We start from the raw sequence: 19194 nt of genomic DNA on the forward strand, positions 1-19194 counted from the left end.
AGGCTGCTCGGTATGGGAGAGAACAGCACTCGCCCACCATTCTTTGCAGCTTGTTGCAACCTGGGTATTCATGCAGGTCAACGGGCCGATTGCGGGGTCTCCGCACCGGCCCGTGGACAAAGTTTCGCCTAACTGTGACATGGCGTCGGCACGAGCGCCGGGTGCCGTTCACGCACCGGGCTCAGCCGCGCCACCGAGAGCTCCTTCAAGCCCATCGACAGCTGGTCCAGATTGGCCGCGATCCACGGCAGCTGGAGCGGATCGGGGCTGGTCAGCGCGGCCAGCCGCTCCTCCGTGGTGTCCCCGTAGAGCAGGCTCACCGCGACCCGTACCCGCGCGGCGGTGGGATCGTCGCCGAACGCGTGGCCGGGCAGCACGCCGATACCGTGCTCTTCGAGCAGCAGCCGGGTGATCTCGGCCGAGCCGCCGAGCCGCAGGTGGCTCAGGTCCGGGTAGAGATAGAACCCGCCCTGGGGAGTGGGCACCGACGCGCCGATCTCCGTGAACCTGTCGCGCACCGCGCGGGCGAGTGTCCCGTGCAGCCGCTGGCTGCGCAGGATGCGCTCGACCAGCTCGGGCGGGTCGGTGAAAGCGTAGGCGGCGGCCTCCTGCACGGGAGCGGCCGGGGCGGACCAGATCTCGCTCGCCACCGCGAGCAGTCTGGCGCGCAGGTCGTACGCCTCGTCGGGCAGCCTGGCCACGCCGATCCGCCAGCCGCCCAGCGCCAGGCTCTTGCTGAGCCCGGTGGTGACGACCGTGCGCTCGGGCGCCAGGTCCGCGGGCGAGGTGAACGGAAGCAGGGGGTCGTGCAGCAGGTCCCGGTAGATCTCGTCCGAGATGATGTACAGGTCGAGCTCGCGGGCGACCTCCACCAGGCGTTGGATGGTCTGCGGCGGCGCGAGACGTCCGGTGGGGTTGTCGGGCAGCGTCACGAGCACCGAGCGGACGGTCCTGCCCTGGGCGCGAGCGTGCAGCACGGCCGAGGTCACCCGCTCCGGATCCGGTACGCCGCCCTGTCCCTGCGGGGGCGCGACCATGATCGGACGGGCGCCGACGAGGTCGGCCTGCGCCGCGTAACTGACCCAGCTGGGCATGGGCAGGACGATGTCGCCGCCGATCGCCAGCAGCACGCCGTACAGCAGCGACTTGCTGCCGGGGCCGCAGACGACCAGCTCGGGGTCGGTGGGGAGCCCCCGTCGTGTCCAGTAGCCCGCCGCCGCGCTCCGCAGGTCGGCCGCCCCCGCGACCGGCCCGTAGCCGTTGCGCTCGGATGCGGCGACCAGCTTGTCGCGCAGCGCCGGGTGGACGGGCAGGCCGGCCTCGCCGAACGCGAGGTGCAGCACCCGTTCCCCGGCGCGCCGTCTTCGCTCGATGTCTTCGTTGGTCGCCAGAGTGGCGGAGAGGGTAACCGTCATGTTTGTCACGTTCCCAGCGTGGTTGGATGAAGGCATCACCACAAGCGAGGCTTTTTGTGGGTGGGCGGAAGGAAGTCCGATGCTCGAATTGCGGCGCTTGGTGCTGATCTGCGAATTTGCCCGTCGGGGCAGCATCTCGGCGACCGCCGAGTCGTTGGGGTACAGTCCCTCCGCCGTGTCCCAGCAGCTGGCCGCCCTCGAACGTGAGACCGGAACCGCGCTGATCGACCGGACCGCGCGCAGCGCCGAGCTGACCGACGCGGGCCGCCGCCTGGTGATCCACGGCGAACGCATTCTGTCCATGGTCGAGGAGGCCGAATCCGACCTTTCGGCCCACGCGGGCACGCCGTCCGGCCGGGTGGTGGTGACCGCCTTCCCCACGGCGGCGGTCGCGTTCGCGCCCGCGCTGGCCCGCTCGCTGCGCCGCTACACCGAGCTGACGCTCAGGCTAGGGCAGAGCCGGTCGGGTCGGGGCATGCGCGAGGTGCAGGCGGGCGAGGTGGACATCGCGCTCGTCGACGACTGGTACGGGCGGGTCGGCGACAGCGACAGCCTGCGGACGTTCCCGCTGCTGAGCGACCCGCTGGTGCTGGTGGTGCCGCGCAAGCACCGGCTGGCCGACCCCGAGGTGCCCCTGGACCTGCGCGAGCTGCGTGACGAGCCGTGGATGGCCACGCCGGACGGGGAGCCGTCGCGCCTCGCGGTCGACCGGCTCTTCGTGGACGTGGGCGGCACCAGGCCGACGCCGTGGGAGTTCGAGGGGCTGGGCACGATCTTGTCGCTGGTCGCCAAGGGCATCGGGATCGCCGCCGTGCCCGCGCTCGCGCTGGCCGCCGGCGTGCGCGGCATCGCGGTGCGCCAGTTCCCCGGCAATCCGGTGGGCCGCGAGATACGGGCCGTCGCGCGCGGCTCCAGCGTCCACCGGCCGTCGGTGTCGGTGACGCTGCGGGCCATCCACGTCGCCGCGCGCTATCTCGCCGCCGATCTGGATCCGGTATCGCTCGCGGAGCGATAACGTCTGGTGCCCATGGCGCCCACCTATGACATCGAGCACCTGCTGCTCTCCCAGCGCAGCACGACCACGGTCGCGGGCCTCGACGAGGTGGGCCGGGGCGCGTGGGCCGGTCCTGTGACGGTGTGCGCCGTCATCACCGATCTGTCCGACCCGCCCGCCGGGCTGACGGACTCCAAGCAGTTGTCCGCCGCCAAGCGCGGGACGGTGGCCGCCTCCCTGGAGTCATGGGCGGTCGGCATCGGCTTCGGCGACGCCTCCCACGCCGAGGTCGACGAGCTCGGCATGACGGAGGCCCTGCGCCGCGCCGCCCGCCGCGCCCTGGCCGCCCTCCCCGTGCGGCCCGACGCGCTGATCCTCGACGGCTCGCACGACTACATCGGGGCTCCGTGGCCGGTACGCCTGGAGGTCAAGGGCGACTCGGCCAGCATCTCGGTGGCGGCCGCCTCGGTCCTGGCCAAGGTACGGCGTGACGCGTACATGGGGACGATCGGGTGCGACGAGTACGGCTTCGCGGACAACGCCGGCTATCCGTCACCGGTCCACCAGGAGGCGCTGGCCCGCCTGGGGCCTACGGAGCACCATCGGCTGTCGTGGTCGTACCTGGACGACCTGCCCCGCTGGCGCCACCTCAAGCGGCACCGGGATCCGGCGGTGGGTGAGGGGCAGGCGAGCCTCTTCGGTTAGCTTCTTCGGTTGGCCGGGTCGATTGGCTTGGCGCCGGGATCGACCATTATCGAGGGAATGCGAATCGGGATTTTTCTCATCGTGGCCCGGTTTCCGGACCAGAAGTCAGAGCAGGTGCTGGCGAGCGCTCTCGACCTCATCGTGGCGGCCGAGGAGGCCGGGTTCGCCGATGCCTGGATCGCCGAGCACCATTTCATGTCCTACGGCGTCTGCCCCTCCGCCACCCTGCTGGCGGCCGTGGCGATCGGCAGGACCAGCCGCATCGGCCTCGGCACCGCCGTGAGCGTCCTGTCCACCCAGCACCCGATCGCCCTGGCCGAACAGGCGGCCATGCTGCACCACCTGTCGGACGGCCGCTTCACGCTGGGCGTCGGGAGGGGTGGCCCGTGGGTGGACCTGGAGGTGTTCGGCACCGGGCTGGAGCGCTTCGAGCACGGCTTCGAGGAGTCGCTGGACGTACTGCTCGCCGCGCTCTCCGGAGAGCGGGTGTCGGCGGCGGGGGAGTTCTTCAGCTTCCGTGAAGTGCCACTGGTCCCGCCGGCCAGGCTGCGCCCGGTCCTGGCCTGCACCTCACCGCCGACCGTGGCACTGGCCGCGAAGCGCGGCCTCCCGATGCTGCTCGGCATGCACATCGACGACCGGCAGAAGAGCTCGATGATCGCCATGTACGCGTCTCACGGGGGAACGCCTCAAGCCCACATGGCAGCGGCCGTCGCCCACGTGGCGAACTCCACCGCCGAAGCCCGAAACGAGCTGAAGGAGTCTCTGCCGCGCTGGCTGACGCCCGGCCTGGCTGGCTACGTACCGGTGGACCACAGAGAACCACCATCACGGGATATTTCGGCATACGCGGACTTCCTGACCCGCGTCCACCCGGTCGGCTCACCGGCCCACTGCGTGGAGTCCATCCTGCGCACCTCGGAAGCCACAGGCATCCAGCACCTCATCCTCATGGTCGAGGGAATGGGCGACCATCAGCGCACTCTGGAGAACATCCGCCGCCTTGGGGAAGAGGTGCTACCTCAGGTCACCGGCTGAGGGCCGAAAGGAGGCGAATGATCGTCACTTTGTGTGCTCGCGATGCAACAATGAGTGTCATGCCGTCCCCCCCCACATGACACTCTCATCAAGCTGTTCACCGACCGCCCTCAACTGGCGGTGGAGATCCTGCGCGATTTCCTGGGAGTGGACCTGCCCGCCACTCCGCTGATCCGACGGGAGAAGACCACCTTCAACACCCGTCCTTCCGAAGATATCGAGGCCGACGTGGTCCTCGTGATGGGGCCACCACAGACAGCCGCCCACGCCATCATCGTGGAGGTCCAGAAGGACAAGTCCAAGGATCCTGAGCAGATCGCCCGCTACGCAGCCGCAGTGTGGCTGATGCTGCGCTGCGACGTCTCGGTCCTGATGATCTGCCCCGACCGCAATGTCGCCGACCATTACGCTCAGCCGATCGAGTCGGGGCTGACCGGCTACCGCCTGCGGCCCTGGGTGCTGGGGCCGGATGACGTACCGGTCATCACCGACCCTCAGGAGGCCGCCGCTCACCCGGACCTTGCGGCCATGTCGGTCATGATTCACGGCCGCGACCGCAAGGTCGTCGAGGCGTTCGCCGCCGCGCTGACAGACGGGACCGACGAACACGCTCCGAAGTATTATGAATACGCGTACAGCATGTCCACGCCCGAGATCCGCCGCCTCCTGGAGGAGATCATGAAGTCCGCGTCTACCGAATGGCCGGTCTACAGCCCCTTCGCCCGCGAACACTTCGGCCGTGGCAAGGCGGAGGGCAAGGCGGAAGAGGCTGGTAGGTCGGTGCTGCTCGTGTTGGCTGCCCGTGGCTTCGACGTTCCCGACGACATTCACGCCCGGATCATCACCTGTACGGACCTTGCCCAACTCGAGACCTGGCTCGCCCGAGCGGCCACCGCCCAGACCCTCCAAGGGCTGTTCGACGAAGTGGGCTAGCCCTACTCGATACGGGTCAGGAAGAAGTCCCGGACGTCCTCGGCGAGCAGCTCCGGCACCTCCATCGCGGCGAAGTGGCCGCCACGCTCGAACTCCGACCAGTGCCTGATGTCGTACAGCCGCTCGGCCAGCGGCCGCACCGACTGCGTGATGTCGTGCGCGAACACCGCCACGCCGACCGGCACCTGGCACGGCAGGGTCTGCCCCCGCGGGGCGTCGTGGTGCAGCCGCGCCGAGGAGGCCGCGGTGGCGGTCAGCCAGTACAGCGAGATGTCGGTGAGCATCCGGTCGTCGCTGATCTGCGAGCGGGGGTCCGTCCACTGCGCGAAGCGCTCGGCGATCCAGACCAGCTGGCCGACCGGCGAGTCGGTCAGCGCGTAGCCGATGGTCTGGGGGGTGAGGGCCTGCAGCGCCTGGTACGGCGGCCGGTTCGCGATCAGCTGCCTGACCTTGTCCAGCCGGGCTTCATCCGTTGCGGACAGTTCGATGCCGGCATCCGGGTCCGGTCGGGTCGGCAGGTAGTTGACGTGCGCGCCGACGACCTGCTCGGGCGCCACCGCCCCGAGCGCCAGGGAGATGCCCGCGCCGAAGTCGCCGCCCTGCGCGCCGTAGCGCTCGTACCCGAGACGGCGCATCAGCTCGGCCCAGGCCCGCGCGATCCGGAAGGCATCCCAGCCGCCCTCGTGGGTCGGCCCGGAGAAGCCGTACCCCGGGATGGACGGAATCACCAGGTGGAAGTCGCGCGACAGCGGCTCGATCACGTCGAGGAACTCCAAGAACGAGCCGGGCCAGCCGTGGGTGAGGATCAGCGCGAGCGCGTCCGGCTTCGCGGACCGGACGTGGACGAAGTGGATGTTCTGGCCCTCGATCTCGGTGGAGAAGTGCGGGAGCTTGTTGAGCTCGGCTTCGTGCTCGCGCCAGTCGTACTTGGTCCGCCAGTGCTCGGCGAGCTCCTTGAGCCGCGCCAGCGGGAAGCCGTAGTCCCACCCGGCGTCGGCGACCTCGTTGGGCCAGCGGGTACGGGCGAGCCGGTCGGTCAGGTCGTCGAGGTCGGCTTGGGGGATGTCGATGCGGAACGGCTTGATCATGGTCTCAGCTCCAGAGGAGTCCATTCGGCCGCCAAACGTTCGGGCGGCTAACGTTTATGTCCCGAACGATATCACAATCATTAGTTCGCCGAACGATTCGTTAGACTTGTCACATGGAGAACCCATCCGAGGACACGCCCGCCCGATGGCAGGGCCTGCCCAGCTGGCTGCTCAGCCAGACCGCCAACCACGCGCACCGCCTGGTGGGCGACGGGTTCTCGTCCGTCGGCGCCCGCGGATACCACTACCGCTTGTTGGCGACGCTGGAGGAGTCCGGCCCGGCCAGCCAGGCCGCGCTGGGCCGCCGTAGCGGCATCCACCTCAGCGACATGGTCGCGACCATCAACGAACTCGCCGACGGCGGACTGGTCGAGCGCGCCCCGGACCCTTCCGACCGGCGACGCAACATCATCTCGCTGACCGCGGCGGGCAAGCGGCAACTGCGGCGCCTGGAGAAGCGGCTGGCCGAAACCCAGGACGAACTGCTGGCTCCGCTGTCCCCCGAGGAGCGACAGCATTTGACCAAGCTGCTGTCCAGGCTGCTGGATCACCACAACCAGCGAACCGGCACCTCTGAAGAGCCGTGGCGCTGACTGCGAACGCGCGCATATCGCGAGTTCTCGGTGCTGAGGAGCGCGGTAGTGACTATCAGTGATTCCAGCGGTAGCAGGTCGCTCTCGAACAGCAGGTGCGCGCGCAAGGGTGGAGTGGGCCTGACCATGTCGGTAGGGCCTGCCAAGATCCCGGTATGACGATCGATGCGCTGGCGCCGTTCCGCTGGCTGCAACCGCCGTACGGCGATCAGGGCGATCTACTCGGCGAGATCTATTGCGTGACCTTGCTGCGCGGGCTCGACCCGGCCGAGGTGCTGCGCCGCTTCGCCGCCCGCACGAGCACGGAGATGAGCTTCGCCGAGCTGGATCTGGCGGTCTCTGACTTCACGATGGTGACCGAGGGCGGTGAGGGAGGTGGTTACGTCGGAGTGGTCGCAACCGGTGATGGGTGCGCGGCGGTAGAACCGTCCGGCTGGTCGGGGACGGACGACTCGACGCTGGCGCGGCTGTCGGCCGGCACCGACGTGGTGTCCGTCTCGCGGCATGACTACGCCTGCGACTACTTCCACTACGCCGCCGACGGCATGGTGATCACGGCTTTCGACCCGACCGCTCCCGAGCACCGCTCCGGTGCCGACCCGGACCGGCTTGCCGGCCTCATGCGCGAGTTCGGCCTGCCCCTGGAAGAGGGCTCGGGCGAGGAGTGGGAGCAGCGGTACGACGACCTGACCGAGCACGGGCTCGCGCGGATGTTCGCGATGGCGGCCCGCCTCACTGGCGTCACGTTCACTGCCGACCTGCTGAACGGACCACTGCTGGTGGGCGCGATCGCCGATATGCCGTGGGAAGACCTTCAGCGCGAGACACCCTGAAACGGCGCCGTCTACGGTGAGAGCAGCAGGCCGGAGGCATGCAGTGCGGCCCGCCGCCTGAGAGGGGATTAAAATCTTGATCGGGCTTCTTGCCGCAAAGGGGCAGGGCGTCCGCTCACGGTAGGTGATCGGACGCCTGTGATCAAGAAATTGAAACGGCGATAACGCATATGCGGCGCTAACAAGAGCCGCGCTGCCAGGGGCGGTCAGCCTGGTTGGTCGAACTCGCCGTCTTTGACGCCGCCTAGGAAGGCTTCCCACTCGCTGGGCGTGAAGATAAGTGCAGGGCCGCTACGGTCCTTGCTGTCGCGGACGGCGATGATTCCGGGGACGTTACTTGCGACCTCTACGCACTGGCCGCCGTTTGAGCCGGACCGGGAACTCTTCCGCCAGACGGCCCCGGACAGGTCGATGTTGCTCAGGTCTGCTGCTCCCATTGGTCGCACGCTCCCTTGATGATCTATAAAGACGGACCGGGGCGGAGCGCCTCTGTACGTAGCAGTGAAACGGCAATGCCACTCTGAGGCGCTGACAAGAGTCGCGCTGCCGGGGATGGTCAGCCTGGCTGGTCGAACTCGCCGTCTTTGACGCCGCCTAGGAAGGCTCTCCACTCGCTGGGCGTGAAGATAAGTGCGGGGCCGCCCCGGTTCTTACTGTCGCGGACGGCGACGATTCCGGGGAGATTAGTAGCAACCTCAACGCAGTTCCCGCCCCCGTTGCCACTGCGGGAACTCTTCCTCCACACAGCCCCGGTGAGCTCTGTAGTGGTCAGGTTTTTGCGGTCCATTGCTCAGCCGCTTCCTTGATCATGTCGAGCGATTCGCCTGGCCGGTAGGCCTCTGCCCTGAGTCTGTCATAGCGGCCCCAGATCAGTGAAACGAGTTCATGCTCGGCCGATACTTCGCCTTTACCTGCGGACTCCACGGACACCGTGGTGGGCGCATCGGGAAGCTCCCCGATGACAAAGCTGGACATCAGCCCGTCCGTGCAGGGGTTGTCGGCGGGAACGATCTGCACTGTCACGTTGCGGCGGGCAGCAGCGGCGGCTAGATATCTGAGCTGGTCAGCCATGACCTGGGGTCCTCCAATGGAACGACGAAGGACCCATTCGTCCAATAGCACCCATAGGGCTGGCGGATTGTCTCTATCTAGGATCAATTGCCGTTCCATGCGAGCGGCCGCCTGTTCCTCCACCTCCGACACGGGCGTTGCGAGGTGGCCGCGAAAGACGGCCCGCGCGTAGTCCTCGGTCTGGAGCAGGCCAGAGACCAAAAGAGGGTCCCAGGTTCGAAGTGTTACCGCATTGGGTTCGATCTCCTCCAGCCAGCGGAGAAACCATCCCGGCCCGTAAGGGGATTGGTGGATACGGCGGCAAAGCCGGACGAAGTATTCCGTATCGGGGAGACCGAAGAAACGGTCACACGCCTCTGCGAGATCGAGTTGCGGGTTACGGCTGCCGGTTTCGATGTGCCCTACAAGAGACGGTGAGCAATCGAGATGGTCAGCGAGTCGCCGCTGTGACAGCCCTTTCTCTTTACGGCATCGGGCCAGTTCGCGGCCGAAACGTTCGGCGGACGACATGCGTGGATCGAGATCGTTGGCCATGGTCGCCTCCAAGTGTCTCGGTATGCCAATGACATCTACTTACACGCTACCCACATTCAGCTACGTCCTATGCATCTTTCTGTCGGCAGACTGTCCATCCATCTTGCGTGCAGCCCACCCACTTCTACCGGCACTCTGAGTTTAACAAGCTAGTTCTGTAAGTGGGATCGTGGCGAGAATCCGACATTTTGTCCACGGCGATGGAGTCAAAATGACAAAAGAGATCTTGAGGAGTCTGCGGCCTCGAAGTGACGGCGGTGATCGTGTGGACGGTGTCTCCTTCGATGCGCAAGAGCAGTTCGTTCTGCTGTGGCACCTCGGGTGCGAGCTGACGGAGCTCGGCGAGGACGTCGCCGTCGATCTTCGGCGCGGTAAGTGTCCGGTCCTGCTGGTGATTTATCAGCCTTTTCCGCTTCGAGTGCGAGCGAGGCTCTACAAAGGCGAGCGGGTCTTCGCGTGGGGCTGGATGCCGTGGTGTCGAATACCGGTGCTGGAAGACACGGCGGTGTCGGCGGAACGGCTTCTCAAGCTGGTGGCCCGGTGAATATCTGGGGCGCGGATCAGGACGGTTTCTTCGTGTGGGGTGCCACAGACAGCCACGGGCGTGGCTCGGGTGGAGTCGCTGGGACTGGTCTGAAAGCGGCCTCACAGCTGTACGACGCGATCAGCGCTCTGGAGGGCGACGCGGTCGGTTCCATGCACGTGGTCCATCTCGACCGGTACGCGCGTCAACCTTCCTACATCTACGGGCCGGTGGTCCTGCGCATTCGCCGAGACAAAGCGACGGGCGAAATCAGCCTCAGCCCCGGTGGTAACTGACACACCCAAAGCCGTCCGGTGCCGGAGTCTGGGCCCTCGCCAGAGGCGGGGTCACGCCTGTACTGGTCTGTACTCGGCATACGGCGAGCCCAGCGGGCCAACGGCACGCAGTGCGGTGACCAGCCCGAGGGGGTTCCCCAAAAGGCTTTTAAGTCAACCTCGACCGAGGAAGCGCGATCGCGAGCCAACGGGCACGGAGTCGCCGTGGACTCAGTCGATGTACGGTTCCACGCGCTCTAGACGCAGCGAGAATGCTGTACACCTCGACGTTGGCCAGCATTTCAGTGGCGGGCCGGGAGGACCGGCCCGCCACGGATGGAGCTAGCAGTCCACCAGCTCCGGCTTCTGGTTGAGGATCTGTGCGCGCGGCGTGACGAACTCTCGCCAAGCGTCCGCGGCCGACGGAGCGAACACCGCCACCCGGTGGCAGTTCTGGAAGGCCAGGCGGACGCTGAAGTGGCGCTCCAGCGCCCCCCGCATCGCGTCACTGGCCAGGCAGCGCAGGAGCTGGCCGCGAGCCTCCTCGGACGGCGGCGGCACCTGGTTGTCGGCGAACTCGGCGCCGGTCCTGTCGCGGTGCTGGACCAGCTCGCTGATCACCGACCAGGCGTACGGCAGGGATTCGCGGACGCAGGCGATGAACGCCGCGTCGTCGACCTCGCCGGCTCTGGCCTGATCGAGTAGATCGTTCGGAACGGTCAGCGACATGCTGTCTCCTCTCAACGGGGATTGATGCGAACGCTAGGCGGGCTCGGTCAGGGCTTCCAGATGACCGGAGGGGACAGTCATGTGGTCGCTCGGCCGCCGTAGACGAACTCCGGGTCGATCTGGTCGGCCAGGTCGAGGCCGGTCTTGGCGTTGGCCCAGGAGCGGGCGTTGCGCAGGTGGAACTCCTCGGTCTGGCGGCCGAAGCGGGCCCAGTCCTTGGCCTGCGCGTCGAGGTGCTTGCGCAGGATGGCCAGCGCGTCGGCGTTGGCGGGCTCGAGGTCGTCGAGAGAGAAGCGGTGGCCCTGCTCCATCGCGCGTATGGCGGAGGAGTGCTCCATCCAGGTGAGCAGGTCGTCGCCAACTTGGCTGTGCAGGAAGTCGACGTCGGACGGGCTGTGCACCTTGTTGCCGATCACGGCCAGCGGCACGTCGTAGTCGGCAGCGTAGTCGCGGTATTGCCGGTAGACGCTGACGCCCTGCCTGGTCGGCTCCGCGACGAGGAACGTCAGGTCGAAGCGGGTGAACAGGCCGGAGGCGAAGGAGTCGGACCCGGCGGTCATGTCGACCACCACGTATTCGCCCGCGCCGTCGACCAGGTGGTTGAGCAGCAGCTCGACGGCTCCGACCTTGGAGTGGTAGCAGGCCACGCCGAGGTCGTCCTCGCTGAAGGGGCCGGTGGCCATCAGCCGCATGCCCTCGGGTGTGGTGACCGCGAACTCGCTGGTCGCCAGGTCCTTGAAGCTCAGCAACCGGGAACCGCGGCCCGGCGGGGTCGTCTTGACCATGGCCTGGGCGGAGGGGATGCGCGGGTTGTCGCCGCGCAGCAGGTCCTTGATCTCGGTGAGCCGGGAGCCCAGCGGCTCCGGCGGATCCTCGATGCCGAGCACCAGTGCCAGGTGCTGGTTGATATCGGCGTCCACGATGATCACCGGGCCGCCCTGGCTCGCCAGATATCTCGCGAACAGCGCCGACATCGTCGTCTTGCCGCTGCCGCCCTTGCCGACGAACGCCACTCTCATAAGCACCCTCCCGATGGTGATTATGAAAACCGTTACCGTTTCTGATCGTGCTCATCATGCCACACTGAGTGCGTGCGTGACGATGAATCGGCGCAGGCCGCGGGGTTGAGCGAGACGGGCGAGTGGGACGGCGAGTCCGGCCGGGCCCGCGAGGCCCTCAGTACGCTGCTCACGGTCGTCGCCGAGTCAGACCGGGCGGGCGGCTACGTCAGGGCCATTTCTTACTACGCCGAGAACCTGGACGAGACGGTCTGAGGACCGCGCCCAGCTTTTCGCCGGTGCCACAGGGCGCGGAAACGGCCGGAAAACAGGCCGCCGAGTTCGATCACCTTCATGACCGCGAACCAACCGTCACGACGTACCGCGATCGGCCTGCTGGGGGCGGCTCCCCTTGCCACGGGAGCCGCTCGTGCGCAAACGCCCCGTATCCCCGACGCCGTCCGGCCCGGAGGATCCTTCGACAAGCACATCGCTCAGCTCGCCGCCGACGACAAGTTCTCCGGAACCGTGCTGATCAGCTATCGCGGCAAGCCCGTGCTGTCGCGTGCCTACGGCATGGCCGACAAGGAAAAATCCATCCCCAACCGGGTGGACACCATCTACCCGCTGGCCTCGGCGTCCAAGCCGTTCACCGGCCTGGCCATCGTGCAGCTCGCGCAACAGGGCAAGCTGAAGTTCCACGAGAAGCTGGGCACTTATCTCGACGGCTACCCGGCCGAGACGGCGGACACCGTCACCGTCCACAACCTGCTCACCCACACCTGCGGCCTGGGCGATCCCACTCGCGACGACGACATTCCCACGACGATTCACTACAGCATCGCCGAGCAACTCGCCGCCATGAGAAAACGCCTCCAGTCACAGAAACCCGCCTTCCCTCCCGGCGTGAAACACCAGTACAGCTCCGCCGGTTACGAGGTCCTCGGCGAGATCGTCGCCCGGGTGTCGGGGCAGGCCTTCTGGGACTATGTCCGCGACCACATCTTTCGCCCGGCCGGCATGACGGATTCCCTTTACTACATCCGCCCCCAATGGCTGGGCAGCGAACGTTTCGCGCACCCATACATGTACCAGAGCGACGGCTCCCGCATCGACGGCCTCCGCAACCTCGACAAGGGCGGCTCACGAGGCGTCGCCGGAACCAATTCAGCGCGCAGCTACATCGGCACAGGAGGCGGGAACGGCTTCTCCACGGCACCTGACCTGGTCCGTTTCGCGCATGCCCTGCTGAGCCACAAGCTGCTCAACCCGGCCTACACCGCCCTCTACGTGAACGGGAAATTCCCCCCCGCTCCTCTCGAAGGCAGCCCGCCCCGCCCCGGCGGATACGAGTCCCTCATGGCATATGGCCCCATCTCCGGCATTTTCCATGACCAGCGGGTGATAAGCCACGGCGGCGGAATAGCGGGCGGCAATACCAACTGGTCCGTCTACCTCGACATGAACTGGACCTCGGCCATTCTCTGCAATTACGACCTCGACCCCGCCGACTTCGCCGCGATCATCGACCTGGAAAGGCGGGCCATCACCGGTGTGACGTGATGGATCATGACGACTGCACGGACACGGCACCGTCCACCGCGTCTGCTCGTCGGCTACCTGGGACTTTTGGTGGCGCCGGGATGGGCGTTGCTGTGGAGCGTTGTCCTCGGGCTGGGTGGCGGTGCCTGCCTGGTGCTCGGCCGACGGCCTGGCACCTTACAGGAGTACTGGTTGACGGTGGCCGTCGACGGCACCGTACTGAGACAAGATCATCCAGTTGTGGGAGTGGAAACTGGCCCTCTGCAGCGGTCGAGGAGTGGCACCCATCGGGCCGCCGGTCTGGATGGACATGGCATGGATAACCCCAAAACCTATGCACTCATGAGTAGCGCTGAACCGGGGTGGTTAGGTTCACGGCGATCGCCGTCGACCGTCCCGACATCATCAAGGAGCACCGGTGCCCAACGGAAACGAGATGCCACTCAAGGTTCCTCCCGGCTATGACCTGGACATCGCCCGAACCTGTTCTTTCGTCGTCAACGTAGCCTGCGAGATGTGTGAACAATGGAAGGCCGCGGGCAAGCCGAGTGCTCCCACGTTCTCCTGGACGCCCTCGGATAGCTGCCCTATCACCGGCCCGGCGTTCCCGCTTGACCAGTGGAGGTTCCGCGGCCCGTTCTGGAGCAGTTTCACCCCGGTCGTCAAGAAGATCGCGGAACCCTTCGCGATATTCGCTTACGGGCCTGACAGCAGCACCGTGTTCCTGGCCTTTCGCGGGTCCCAGACGGACGACGACTTCATCATGGACGGCAAGACCGAGTTGGTGCCCTATGACCCGCCGACAAGCACGCCCATCAGGAACACCCAGGTGGAGAAAGGGTTCAATGACGTCTTCAACGGTTTCGACCAGGGCGCCTTCGCGGCCGAGTTGTCGCAGATCGCCGAGAGCGGCGCAAGGCTCATCGTGACCGGGCACAGCCTCGGTTCGACCCTGGCGACCCTGATCGTTCCGCTGGCCTGCTCCGCGGGAATATCCATCGCGAAGATCCTGCATTGCAACCAGGCCAGCCCCAAGGTCGGGGAGTCGAATTTCAAGGACTACTACAACGGCCTGCGCGTGCAGACGTTCCGGCTGGTGAACTTCTACGACGAGGTGCCGAAGCTGCCGTCGGGGCCGTATGAGGCTGTCGGCGTCGAGGCCCTGTTCGGTGCCGACTACCCGACCGAAGGGGAACGCCACAATCCCTGCTGTTCGTACTCCTACGCCCTGTTCAACCCCGACACGCCCTACAATCAGGGCATTGATACGTGCATGTCGCAGTCGAATCCTGACATGCGCATTCCCTGAAACGCCTGGCACCAGCGGCACCACATCGCCGACAGATCGACTGCCGTGTCCAGCACCGCATAAGACCTGCTTGTGGTATTGCATCTTCAGCGCTGCGGCAGTGGAAGTCCAATGGGTGCGGCTCTGCTGGAGGGAGTGGTCCCTCGAGCCCGGGCCTGGGGTATGTGTGGGAGAAGTCATGATTTGGCGAGGAACTTCGGCGGGGTTGTGGCCGTCATCTCCAATATGAGGGATGAGGCGCAGAACGATCGGTTCCGGCATCTGCCGGAGCGGCCAGACCCGGCAACGTGGCGGTCCGGTGTGGATGAGGGGCCGTTGCCGCAGGTAATCGCCGAGCCAGCGGAGGTGGGGGACACCGGCCTGCGCTGGGGGGCGCCCGAGCTCGAAGCGACACGGCAGATCAGCGACGCGATCGTACGGCGCCGCGATTCTCGAGACTGAACGGAATATGTGGACGGCTCCCCCCGCAGAGTCCAACCCTGCTCGTCGGGATCCTCGATGGGTTTAGCTCGTTCTCGGTGGTGCGACGCGACCTCGCGTCGCACCACTACGGACGAGCTACACCCAAGTCCAATTGGCTAGCGGGTGCTTGGGCGGGTGGCGGAGTCACTGGAGACGATCTGCGCGACGGTGACCTCCGTGAGTAGGCGTTCCTCGTGCTCGCGCAGTGCGCTCCAGACGTCAGCCAGTGGGGCCGCGACACCCGGGTAGCCGCCGTGCGCGGGATACTCCGGTTTGCCTTCAATGACCGCGATCACGTCGGCGAGTGTGATGTCGTCCGCCGGGCGGGCCAGCCAGTAGCCGCCGTCAGGGCCGCGCAGGCTGTGGATGAGTCCGGCCCGCCTGAGTTGCAGCAGGATGTTGTCGAGGAAGCGGCGCGGGATGTTCTGGGCCGAGGCGATGCGCTCGGCCGGCACCGGCCCCGGCGGTGCCGCCGCTAATTCGGTGACCGCCCGCAGCGCGTAGTCGGTTCGCGCGGAGACCCGCATCACACCGGATTAAGGCCCCAGCGCCGGCGTAGGGCGCTGTCGGCGGCCTCGAACAGCATGTCGATCACGATGCCGATCACCAGGATCACGATCATCGTGCCGATCAGTCCCGGCGAGTCGGACAGTTCCCGTGAGATCGCCAGTTGCTCGCCGAGCGACGACTGGTACGCGATGATGACGAGCAGTTCGCCGGCCATCAGTGAGCGCCAGGCAAACGCCCATCCCTGCTTCAGCCCTGCCAGGAACGACGGCAGCGACGCGGGCAGGATCACGTGCCGGTAGAGCTGCAATCGCCGGAACCCGAGCACATGCCCGGCCCGCAGCAGCAGCGGCGGCGTGTAGTCGACACCGGTGATCAGGCCGTTGGCGATCGACGGGGCGGCACCCAGGATCACCACAAAAGTGATGGCGCTCTCGGTCAGCCCGAACAGCAGGATCGCGAACGGGAACCAGGCGATCGACGGCATGGTCTGCAGGCCGGTGATCAGCGCGCCGAAGGCGGCCCGCAGCACCTTCACCCGCGACACGGCCGCGCCGACGACCAGGCCCACGAGCATGGCCAGCGCGAAGCCGGTGACGGCCCGGCGCATGGTGGTCGCCACGGCCTGGTAGAACTCGGGGTCGCCGAGACGGTGCCCGAGGTCCTGGAACGTGGTGATCGGTCCGGCGAAGACGTACTCGGGCCAGCGGCCGCTCAGCACGACCAACTCCCAGGCGACCAGCACCAGCGCGACCGCGGTCAGCATCGGCCAGAGCCTCGCCCAGATCCGGGACGCCACTCCGGCGCGCTGCTCACCGGCCAGTTCGAGCGCGTCGAGCCCGGCCATCTGGCGCGCGTGCGTGTCAACGGCCATCGCTCGCCTCCGATCCGTACGCGGCCATTCCTTGCGCGGTCAGTCTGTACGCGATCGGCCCGTGCGCGGCCGACCTGTGCACCGCGGTGCCGTCAGTGGCCATGGCGCAGCACCTCTTCCTTCAGCCGGTCGGTGATCCTCGCGGCGAGCCCGGCGACCTCCGCGGAGTCGGTGCGGCGGGGCCGGGCGAGCTCGACCGGGAACTCCTCGACCACGCTGCCGGGACGGCTGCTGAGCAGCACGACCCGGTCGCCGAGCCGGACCGCCTCGCGGACGTTGTGCGTGACGAACAGGACCGACAGCGCCTGTTCCCGCCAGATCCGCTCGAGCTCGTCGTGCAGCAGGTCGCGGGTCATCGCGTCGAGCGCTCCGAACGGCTCGTCCATCAGCAGCACCGCGCCGCCCTCCGACGAAGACGAAGACGAGGACGAAGACGAGGAGGACTGGGCGAGCGCGCGGGCCAGGGCGACGCGCTGGCGCATGCCGCCCGACAGCTCATGCGGGCGCTTCTTCCCGAACCCACCTAGATGCACCATCTCAAGGAACTCGCCCGCCCTGGTACGACGCTCGCGCTTGGCGAGGTTGTCGGCGCGGAAGGCCATCTCGACGTTGGCCGAGACTGTGAGCCACGGGAACAGCGCCGGCTCCTGGAACATCATCGCGACCTGGCGCCCGGCCGTGGAGATCTCCCCCTGTGTCGGCCGGTCGAGCCCGGCGACCAGCGAGAGCAGCGTGCTCTTGCCGCAGCCGGAGGCGCCCAGGAGGCAGACGAACTCGCCGGGCCGTACCGACAGTGAGACCTTGTCGAGGGCGAGCAGCCCGTTGCCGCCGTGACCGTAGACCTTGGAGACGGCCTCCAGCCGGACCGCGGCCGTACGATCGACCACCTGCGTCGTCATGTGCGTCACCTGTCCGAAATCGACTGCTGACCCTGCGCGGCCAGCACCTCGTTGAGTGGCTTCAGGTTGTAGATGCCGTTCAGGTCCACCGGCTTGAGCAGCCCGACCTTGACGGCGTGGTCCGCGCTGCCGGTGAGGGAGGAGGCGATGGGGTCGTTCGTGAACGTGATGTTCTTGAACGCGCTCTGCAGGACCTCGGGCTTCAGCGGCTTCTTGGTGAGCTTCTCGATCGCGGCGTTGACGGTCTGCGCGGCCGCGGCGGGGTCGTCGTTGATGTACTTGGTGGCCTCGACGTGCGCCTCGAGCAGCTTCTTGAGCAGGTCGGGGTTGGCCTTGGCCCAGTCCTGCCGGACGATGAGGTGGGTGATCACGAACTGCTTGTTCGGCCAGAGGTCGCGCTCGTCCTGAAGGATCTTGCCCTTGCTCTCGATGACCAGGCGGCTGGCGAACGGCTCGGGCACCCAGGCGCCGTCGATGTCACCGGTCGCGAACGTCTGCAGCGTCTGCGCGTTCTCCTGGGGCACGATGTGGACGTCGCCGCCGCCCTTGGTGTCGGTCTTGAGCCCCTTGCTCTCCAGCCAGTAGCGCAGCGCGACGTCCTGGGTGTTGCCGAGCTGCGGCGTGGCGATCTTCTTGCCCTTGAGGTCCGCCGCTGAGTTGATCCCGGGCTTGACGACCAGGTACACCCCGCCGGACGCGGCGCCCGCGACGATGTTGATGGCCTTGCCCTTGGACTTCTCCCAGGCGTTGATCGCCGGGTTCGGGCCGATGTAGGTGGCGTCGACGGCGCCGGAGAAGACCGCCTCGATCGCGGCCGGGCCGGCGTTGAACGTGCTGGTCTTCACCGGTACGCCGAGGTGCTTGGCGTAGAAGCCCTTCTCGACGCCGACCAGGGCGGTGGCGTGGGTGATGTTCGGGAAGTAGCCGAGGCGCAGCTCCTTCGCCGCGCCACTGGGAGAGGCGCTGCTCCCGCAGGCCGCCACGAGCGCGGTGAGTGCGGTTGCGGCCAGAGCGGCTAGCACCCGGCGAGCGTTCATGCCCTACTCCCTATTTCCTACTTAATAAGTCGGCTATGTGCATATGAAACTCTCCAAATCCCTGCACGTCAAGTTGGTATAGGGGGATAACTAGGATCTGTCCGTATGGAGAGACAGCTGATCAGCCACATCGCGCACGCCGACCACCCGATCGCCTCCCCGATAAGCGAGGCGAACCTGACCCGGTTGCTGCGCCGGGCCAAGCTGCCGAGCGGCGCGCGGATCCTGGACCTGGGGTGCGGCTCGGGGGTCTGGAGCGTTCGGCTTCTTGAGCTGTACGGCGATGCCACCGCCGACGGGGTGGACCTGTCCGACGCGGGCTTCGCCGACGCCCGCCGGATGGCGGCCGAGGCCGGGGTGGCGGACCGGCTGACCCTGCATCATGGCTCCGCGACCGACTTTGCCGCAGCTGAGCCGTACGACCTGGTGCTGTGTATCGGTGCCACGCACGCGTTCGGCGGGCTGACGCCATCGATGGAGGCGATCGGCGGCCTGCTCACTCCCGGCGGGCTGGCGCTGGTGGGTGAGGGGTTCTGGGAGCGGCCGCCGGGCCGGGACATCGAGGCGGAGATCGGCGAGTACGCGGACCTGCCGGGTACCGTGGCACAGGCCGAGTCGGCCGGGTTTCACACCGTGTACGCCCACGTCAGCGAGCGGGGCGAGTGGTACGACTACGAGTGGTCGTGGACCGGGACGCTCATCGACTGGGCGCTGCGGCATCCCGGCGACGACGGTGACGCCGCGATGGCCGCGGCGCTGGAGCACCGGAAGATGTGGCTCGACGGATACCGTGACCTGCTCGGGTTCGTGACGCTGCTGCTCAGACGCGCCTGAC

At 67.1% G+C, this 19194-nt stretch carries 23 protein-coding genes; 12 read left to right on the plus strand and 11 right to left on the minus strand.

Annotated features, from left to right (window positions below):
• Positions 1–128: 128 nt before the first annotated feature.
• The gene (locus AB0L53_RS08750; protein ID WP_363992210.1) at positions 129–1415 is read right to left on the minus strand and encodes a pyridoxal phosphate-dependent aminotransferase; all 1287 of its coding nucleotides are present in this window, start codon (positions 1413–1415) and stop codon (positions 129–131) included.
• A 79-nt stretch (positions 1416–1494) separates the two neighbouring features.
• Here AB0L53_RS08750 and AB0L53_RS08755 point away from each other — a divergent pair, with 79 nt between their 5' ends.
• From AB0L53_RS08755 to AB0L53_RS08770, 4 genes are read left to right on the plus strand one after another with little or no spacing between them, the layout of a single operon-like run.
• Positions 1495–2430, plus strand: a complete 936-nt coding sequence (locus tag AB0L53_RS08755) for a LysR family transcriptional regulator (protein WP_363992212.1) — start codon at positions 1495–1497, stop codon at positions 2428–2430.
• A gap of 12 nt (positions 2431–2442) precedes the next feature.
• On the plus strand, positions 2443–3114 hold the full coding sequence (locus tag AB0L53_RS08760; protein ID WP_363992214.1) for a ribonuclease HII: 672 nt from the start codon (positions 2443–2445) through the stop codon (positions 3112–3114).
• Positions 3115–3171: 57 nt separating this feature from the next.
• On the plus strand, positions 3172–4152 hold the full coding sequence (locus AB0L53_RS08765; RefSeq protein ID WP_363992216.1) for an LLM class flavin-dependent oxidoreductase: 981 nt from the start codon (positions 3172–3174) through the stop codon (positions 4150–4152).
• A 54-nt stretch (positions 4153–4206) separates the two neighbouring features.
• The gene (locus AB0L53_RS08770; protein ID WP_363992218.1) at positions 4207–5085 is read left to right on the plus strand and encodes a hypothetical protein; all 879 of its coding nucleotides are present in this window, start codon (positions 4207–4209) and stop codon (positions 5083–5085) included.
• 2 nt (positions 5086–5087) lie between these two features.
• On the opposite strand, the gene AB0L53_RS08775 is transcribed toward AB0L53_RS08770, so the two are convergent.
• Complete coding sequence (locus AB0L53_RS08775) at positions 5088–6173, minus strand: epoxide hydrolase family protein (protein ID WP_363992219.1); 1086 nt, start codon at positions 6171–6173, stop codon at positions 5088–5090.
• Positions 6174–6286: 113 nt separating this feature from the next.
• On the opposite strand from AB0L53_RS08775, the gene AB0L53_RS08780 reads away from it, so the two are divergent.
• On the plus strand, positions 6287–6766 hold the full coding sequence (locus AB0L53_RS08780) for a MarR family transcriptional regulator (protein WP_363992221.1): 480 nt from the start codon (positions 6287–6289) through the stop codon (positions 6764–6766).
• 155 nt (positions 6767–6921) lie between these two features.
• Positions 6922–7599: a DUF6461 domain-containing protein gene (locus tag AB0L53_RS08785; protein ID WP_363992223.1), complete on the plus strand. Its 678-nt coding sequence runs from the start codon at positions 6922–6924 to the stop codon at positions 7597–7599.
• 206 nt (positions 7600–7805) lie between these two features.
• Here AB0L53_RS08785 and AB0L53_RS08790 read toward each other — a convergent pair whose 3' ends face one another.
• The 3 genes from AB0L53_RS08790 to AB0L53_RS08800 all read right to left on the minus strand — a co-directional run bounded on the left by AB0L53_RS08790 (position 7806) and on the right by AB0L53_RS08800 (position 9204).
• Positions 7806–8012: a DUF397 domain-containing protein gene (locus tag AB0L53_RS08790; protein WP_363992805.1), complete on the minus strand. Its 207-nt coding sequence runs from the start codon at positions 8010–8012 to the stop codon at positions 7806–7808.
• 143 nt (positions 8013–8155) lie between these two features.
• The gene (locus AB0L53_RS08795; RefSeq protein ID WP_363992224.1) at positions 8156–8386 is read right to left on the minus strand and encodes a DUF397 domain-containing protein; all 231 of its coding nucleotides are present in this window, start codon (positions 8384–8386) and stop codon (positions 8156–8158) included.
• Positions 8368–9204: a helix-turn-helix transcriptional regulator gene (locus tag AB0L53_RS08800; protein ID WP_363992226.1), complete on the minus strand. Its 837-nt coding sequence runs from the start codon at positions 9202–9204 to the stop codon at positions 8368–8370. The genes AB0L53_RS08795 and AB0L53_RS08800 overlap by 19 nt, the downstream gene beginning before the upstream one ends.
• Positions 9205–9415: 211 nt before the next feature.
• On the opposite strand from AB0L53_RS08800, the gene AB0L53_RS08805 reads away from it, so the two are divergent.
• Both AB0L53_RS08805 and AB0L53_RS08810 read left to right on the plus strand, forming a co-directional pair.
• Entirely contained in the window at positions 9416–9748 is a 333-nt protein-coding gene (locus tag AB0L53_RS08805; RefSeq protein WP_363992228.1) for a hypothetical protein, read from the plus strand.
• Positions 9745–10023, plus strand: coding sequence for a hypothetical protein (locus tag AB0L53_RS08810; RefSeq protein WP_363992229.1), 279 nt, complete (start codon positions 9745–9747; stop codon positions 10021–10023). Before AB0L53_RS08805 ends, AB0L53_RS08810 begins: the two co-directional genes overlap by 4 nt.
• 321 nt (positions 10024–10344) lie before the next feature.
• Here the strand turns inward: AB0L53_RS08810 and AB0L53_RS08815 are convergent, their stop codons facing one another.
• Together AB0L53_RS08815 and AB0L53_RS08820 are read right to left on the minus strand one after the other, a co-directional pair.
• Entirely contained in the window at positions 10345–10731 is a 387-nt protein-coding gene (locus AB0L53_RS08815) for an SCO5389 family protein (protein ID WP_363992230.1), read from the minus strand.
• 77 nt (positions 10732–10808) lie between these two features.
• Positions 10809–11750 (minus strand): ArsA-related P-loop ATPase, encoded by a 942-nt coding sequence (locus AB0L53_RS08820; protein WP_363992232.1) that lies wholly within the window; start codon positions 11748–11750, stop codon positions 10809–10811.
• Positions 11751–11822: 72 nt separating this feature from the next.
• Between AB0L53_RS08820 and AB0L53_RS08825 the strand changes: the two genes are divergently transcribed.
• The 3 genes from AB0L53_RS08825 to AB0L53_RS08835 all read left to right on the plus strand — a co-directional run bounded on the left by AB0L53_RS08825 (position 11823) and on the right by AB0L53_RS08835 (position 14580).
• Positions 11823–12005 (plus strand): hypothetical protein, encoded by a 183-nt coding sequence (locus AB0L53_RS08825; protein ID WP_363992234.1) that lies wholly within the window; start codon positions 11823–11825, stop codon positions 12003–12005.
• 78 nt (positions 12006–12083) lie between these two features.
• Positions 12084–13292: a serine hydrolase domain-containing protein gene (locus tag AB0L53_RS08830; protein WP_363992235.1), complete on the plus strand. Its 1209-nt coding sequence runs from the start codon at positions 12084–12086 to the stop codon at positions 13290–13292.
• Positions 13293–13689: 397 nt separating this feature from the next.
• Positions 13690–14580: a lipase family protein gene (locus AB0L53_RS08835; RefSeq protein WP_363992237.1), complete on the plus strand. Its 891-nt coding sequence runs from the start codon at positions 13690–13692 to the stop codon at positions 14578–14580.
• 578 nt (positions 14581–15158) lie between these two features.
• Here AB0L53_RS08835 and AB0L53_RS08840 read toward each other — a convergent pair.
• The 4 genes from AB0L53_RS08840 to AB0L53_RS08855 form a co-directional block, all read right to left on the minus strand.
• Entirely contained in the window at positions 15159–15569 is a 411-nt protein-coding gene (locus AB0L53_RS08840) for an Rrf2 family transcriptional regulator (RefSeq protein ID WP_363992239.1), read from the minus strand.
• A complete protein-coding gene (locus AB0L53_RS08845) occupies positions 15569–16423 on the minus strand; it encodes an ABC transporter permease (RefSeq protein WP_363992241.1) in 855 nt (284 codons plus the stop codon). Before AB0L53_RS08845 ends, AB0L53_RS08840 begins: the two co-directional genes overlap by 1 nt.
• 92 nt (positions 16424–16515) lie before the next feature.
• Complete coding sequence (locus AB0L53_RS08850; RefSeq protein WP_363992242.1) at positions 16516–17322, minus strand: ABC transporter ATP-binding protein; 807 nt, start codon at positions 17320–17322, stop codon at positions 16516–16518.
• 5 nt (positions 17323–17327) lie between these two features.
• A complete protein-coding gene (locus AB0L53_RS08855; protein WP_363992244.1) occupies positions 17328–18359 on the minus strand; it encodes an ABC transporter substrate-binding protein in 1032 nt (343 codons plus the stop codon).
• 105 nt (positions 18360–18464) lie between these two features.
• On the opposite strand from AB0L53_RS08855, the gene AB0L53_RS08860 reads away from it, so the two are divergent.
• The gene (locus AB0L53_RS08860) at positions 18465–19193 is read left to right on the plus strand and encodes a class I SAM-dependent methyltransferase (RefSeq protein ID WP_363992245.1); all 729 of its coding nucleotides are present in this window, start codon (positions 18465–18467) and stop codon (positions 19191–19193) included.
• The last annotated feature ends 1 nt before the right edge of the window (position 19194 follow it).

The organism is Nonomuraea sp. NPDC052129, from assembly GCF_040680095.1.
Classification (GTDB): Bacteria; Actinomycetota; Actinomycetes; order Streptosporangiales; family Streptosporangiaceae; genus Nonomuraea.

Excerpts from the sequence above, each read along its gene's own strand:
- AB0L53_RS08750 (WP_363992210.1), bottom strand. The coding sequence starts at position 1,415 with ATGACGGTTACCCTCTCCGCCACTCTGGCGACCAACGAAGACATCGAG.
- AB0L53_RS08755 (WP_363992212.1), top strand. The coding sequence starts at position 1,495 with ATGCTCGAATTGCGGCGCTTGGTGCTGATCTGCGAATTTGCCCGTCGG.
- AB0L53_RS08760 (WP_363992214.1), top strand. The coding sequence starts at position 2,443 with ATGGCGCCCACCTATGACATCGAGCACCTGCTGCTCTCCCAGCGCAGC.
- AB0L53_RS08765 (WP_363992216.1), top strand. The coding sequence starts at position 3,172 with ATGCGAATCGGGATTTTTCTCATCGTGGCCCGGTTTCCGGACCAGAAG.
- AB0L53_RS08775 (WP_363992219.1), bottom strand. The coding sequence starts at position 6,173 with ATGATCAAGCCGTTCCGCATCGACATCCCCCAAGCCGACCTCGACGAC.
- AB0L53_RS08780 (WP_363992221.1), top strand. The coding sequence starts at position 6,287 with ATGGAGAACCCATCCGAGGACACGCCCGCCCGATGGCAGGGCCTGCCC.
- AB0L53_RS08785 (WP_363992223.1), top strand. The coding sequence starts at position 6,922 with ATGACGATCGATGCGCTGGCGCCGTTCCGCTGGCTGCAACCGCCGTAC.
- AB0L53_RS08795 (WP_363992224.1), bottom strand. The coding sequence starts at position 8,386 with ATGGACCGCAAAAACCTGACCACTACAGAGCTCACCGGGGCTGTGTGG.
- AB0L53_RS08800 (WP_363992226.1), bottom strand. The coding sequence starts at position 9,204 with ATGGCCAACGATCTCGATCCACGCATGTCGTCCGCCGAACGTTTCGGC.
- AB0L53_RS08805 (WP_363992228.1), top strand. The coding sequence starts at position 9,416 with ATGACAAAAGAGATCTTGAGGAGTCTGCGGCCTCGAAGTGACGGCGGT.
- AB0L53_RS08815 (WP_363992230.1), bottom strand. The coding sequence starts at position 10,731 with ATGTCGCTGACCGTTCCGAACGATCTACTCGATCAGGCCAGAGCCGGC.
- AB0L53_RS08820 (WP_363992232.1), bottom strand. The coding sequence starts at position 11,750 with ATGAGAGTGGCGTTCGTCGGCAAGGGCGGCAGCGGCAAGACGACGATG.
- AB0L53_RS08830 (WP_363992235.1), top strand. The coding sequence starts at position 12,084 with ATGACCGCGAACCAACCGTCACGACGTACCGCGATCGGCCTGCTGGGG.
- AB0L53_RS08840 (WP_363992239.1), bottom strand. The coding sequence starts at position 15,569 with ATGCGGGTCTCCGCGCGAACCGACTACGCGCTGCGGGCGGTCACCGAA.
- AB0L53_RS08845 (WP_363992241.1), bottom strand. The coding sequence starts at position 16,423 with ATGGCCGTTGACACGCACGCGCGCCAGATGGCCGGGCTCGACGCGCTC.
- AB0L53_RS08850 (WP_363992242.1), bottom strand. The coding sequence starts at position 17,322 with ATGACGACGCAGGTGGTCGATCGTACGGCCGCGGTCCGGCTGGAGGCC.
- AB0L53_RS08855 (WP_363992244.1), bottom strand. The coding sequence starts at position 18,359 with ATGAACGCTCGCCGGGTGCTAGCCGCTCTGGCCGCAACCGCACTCACC.
- AB0L53_RS08860 (WP_363992245.1), top strand. The coding sequence starts at position 18,465 with ATGGAGAGACAGCTGATCAGCCACATCGCGCACGCCGACCACCCGATC.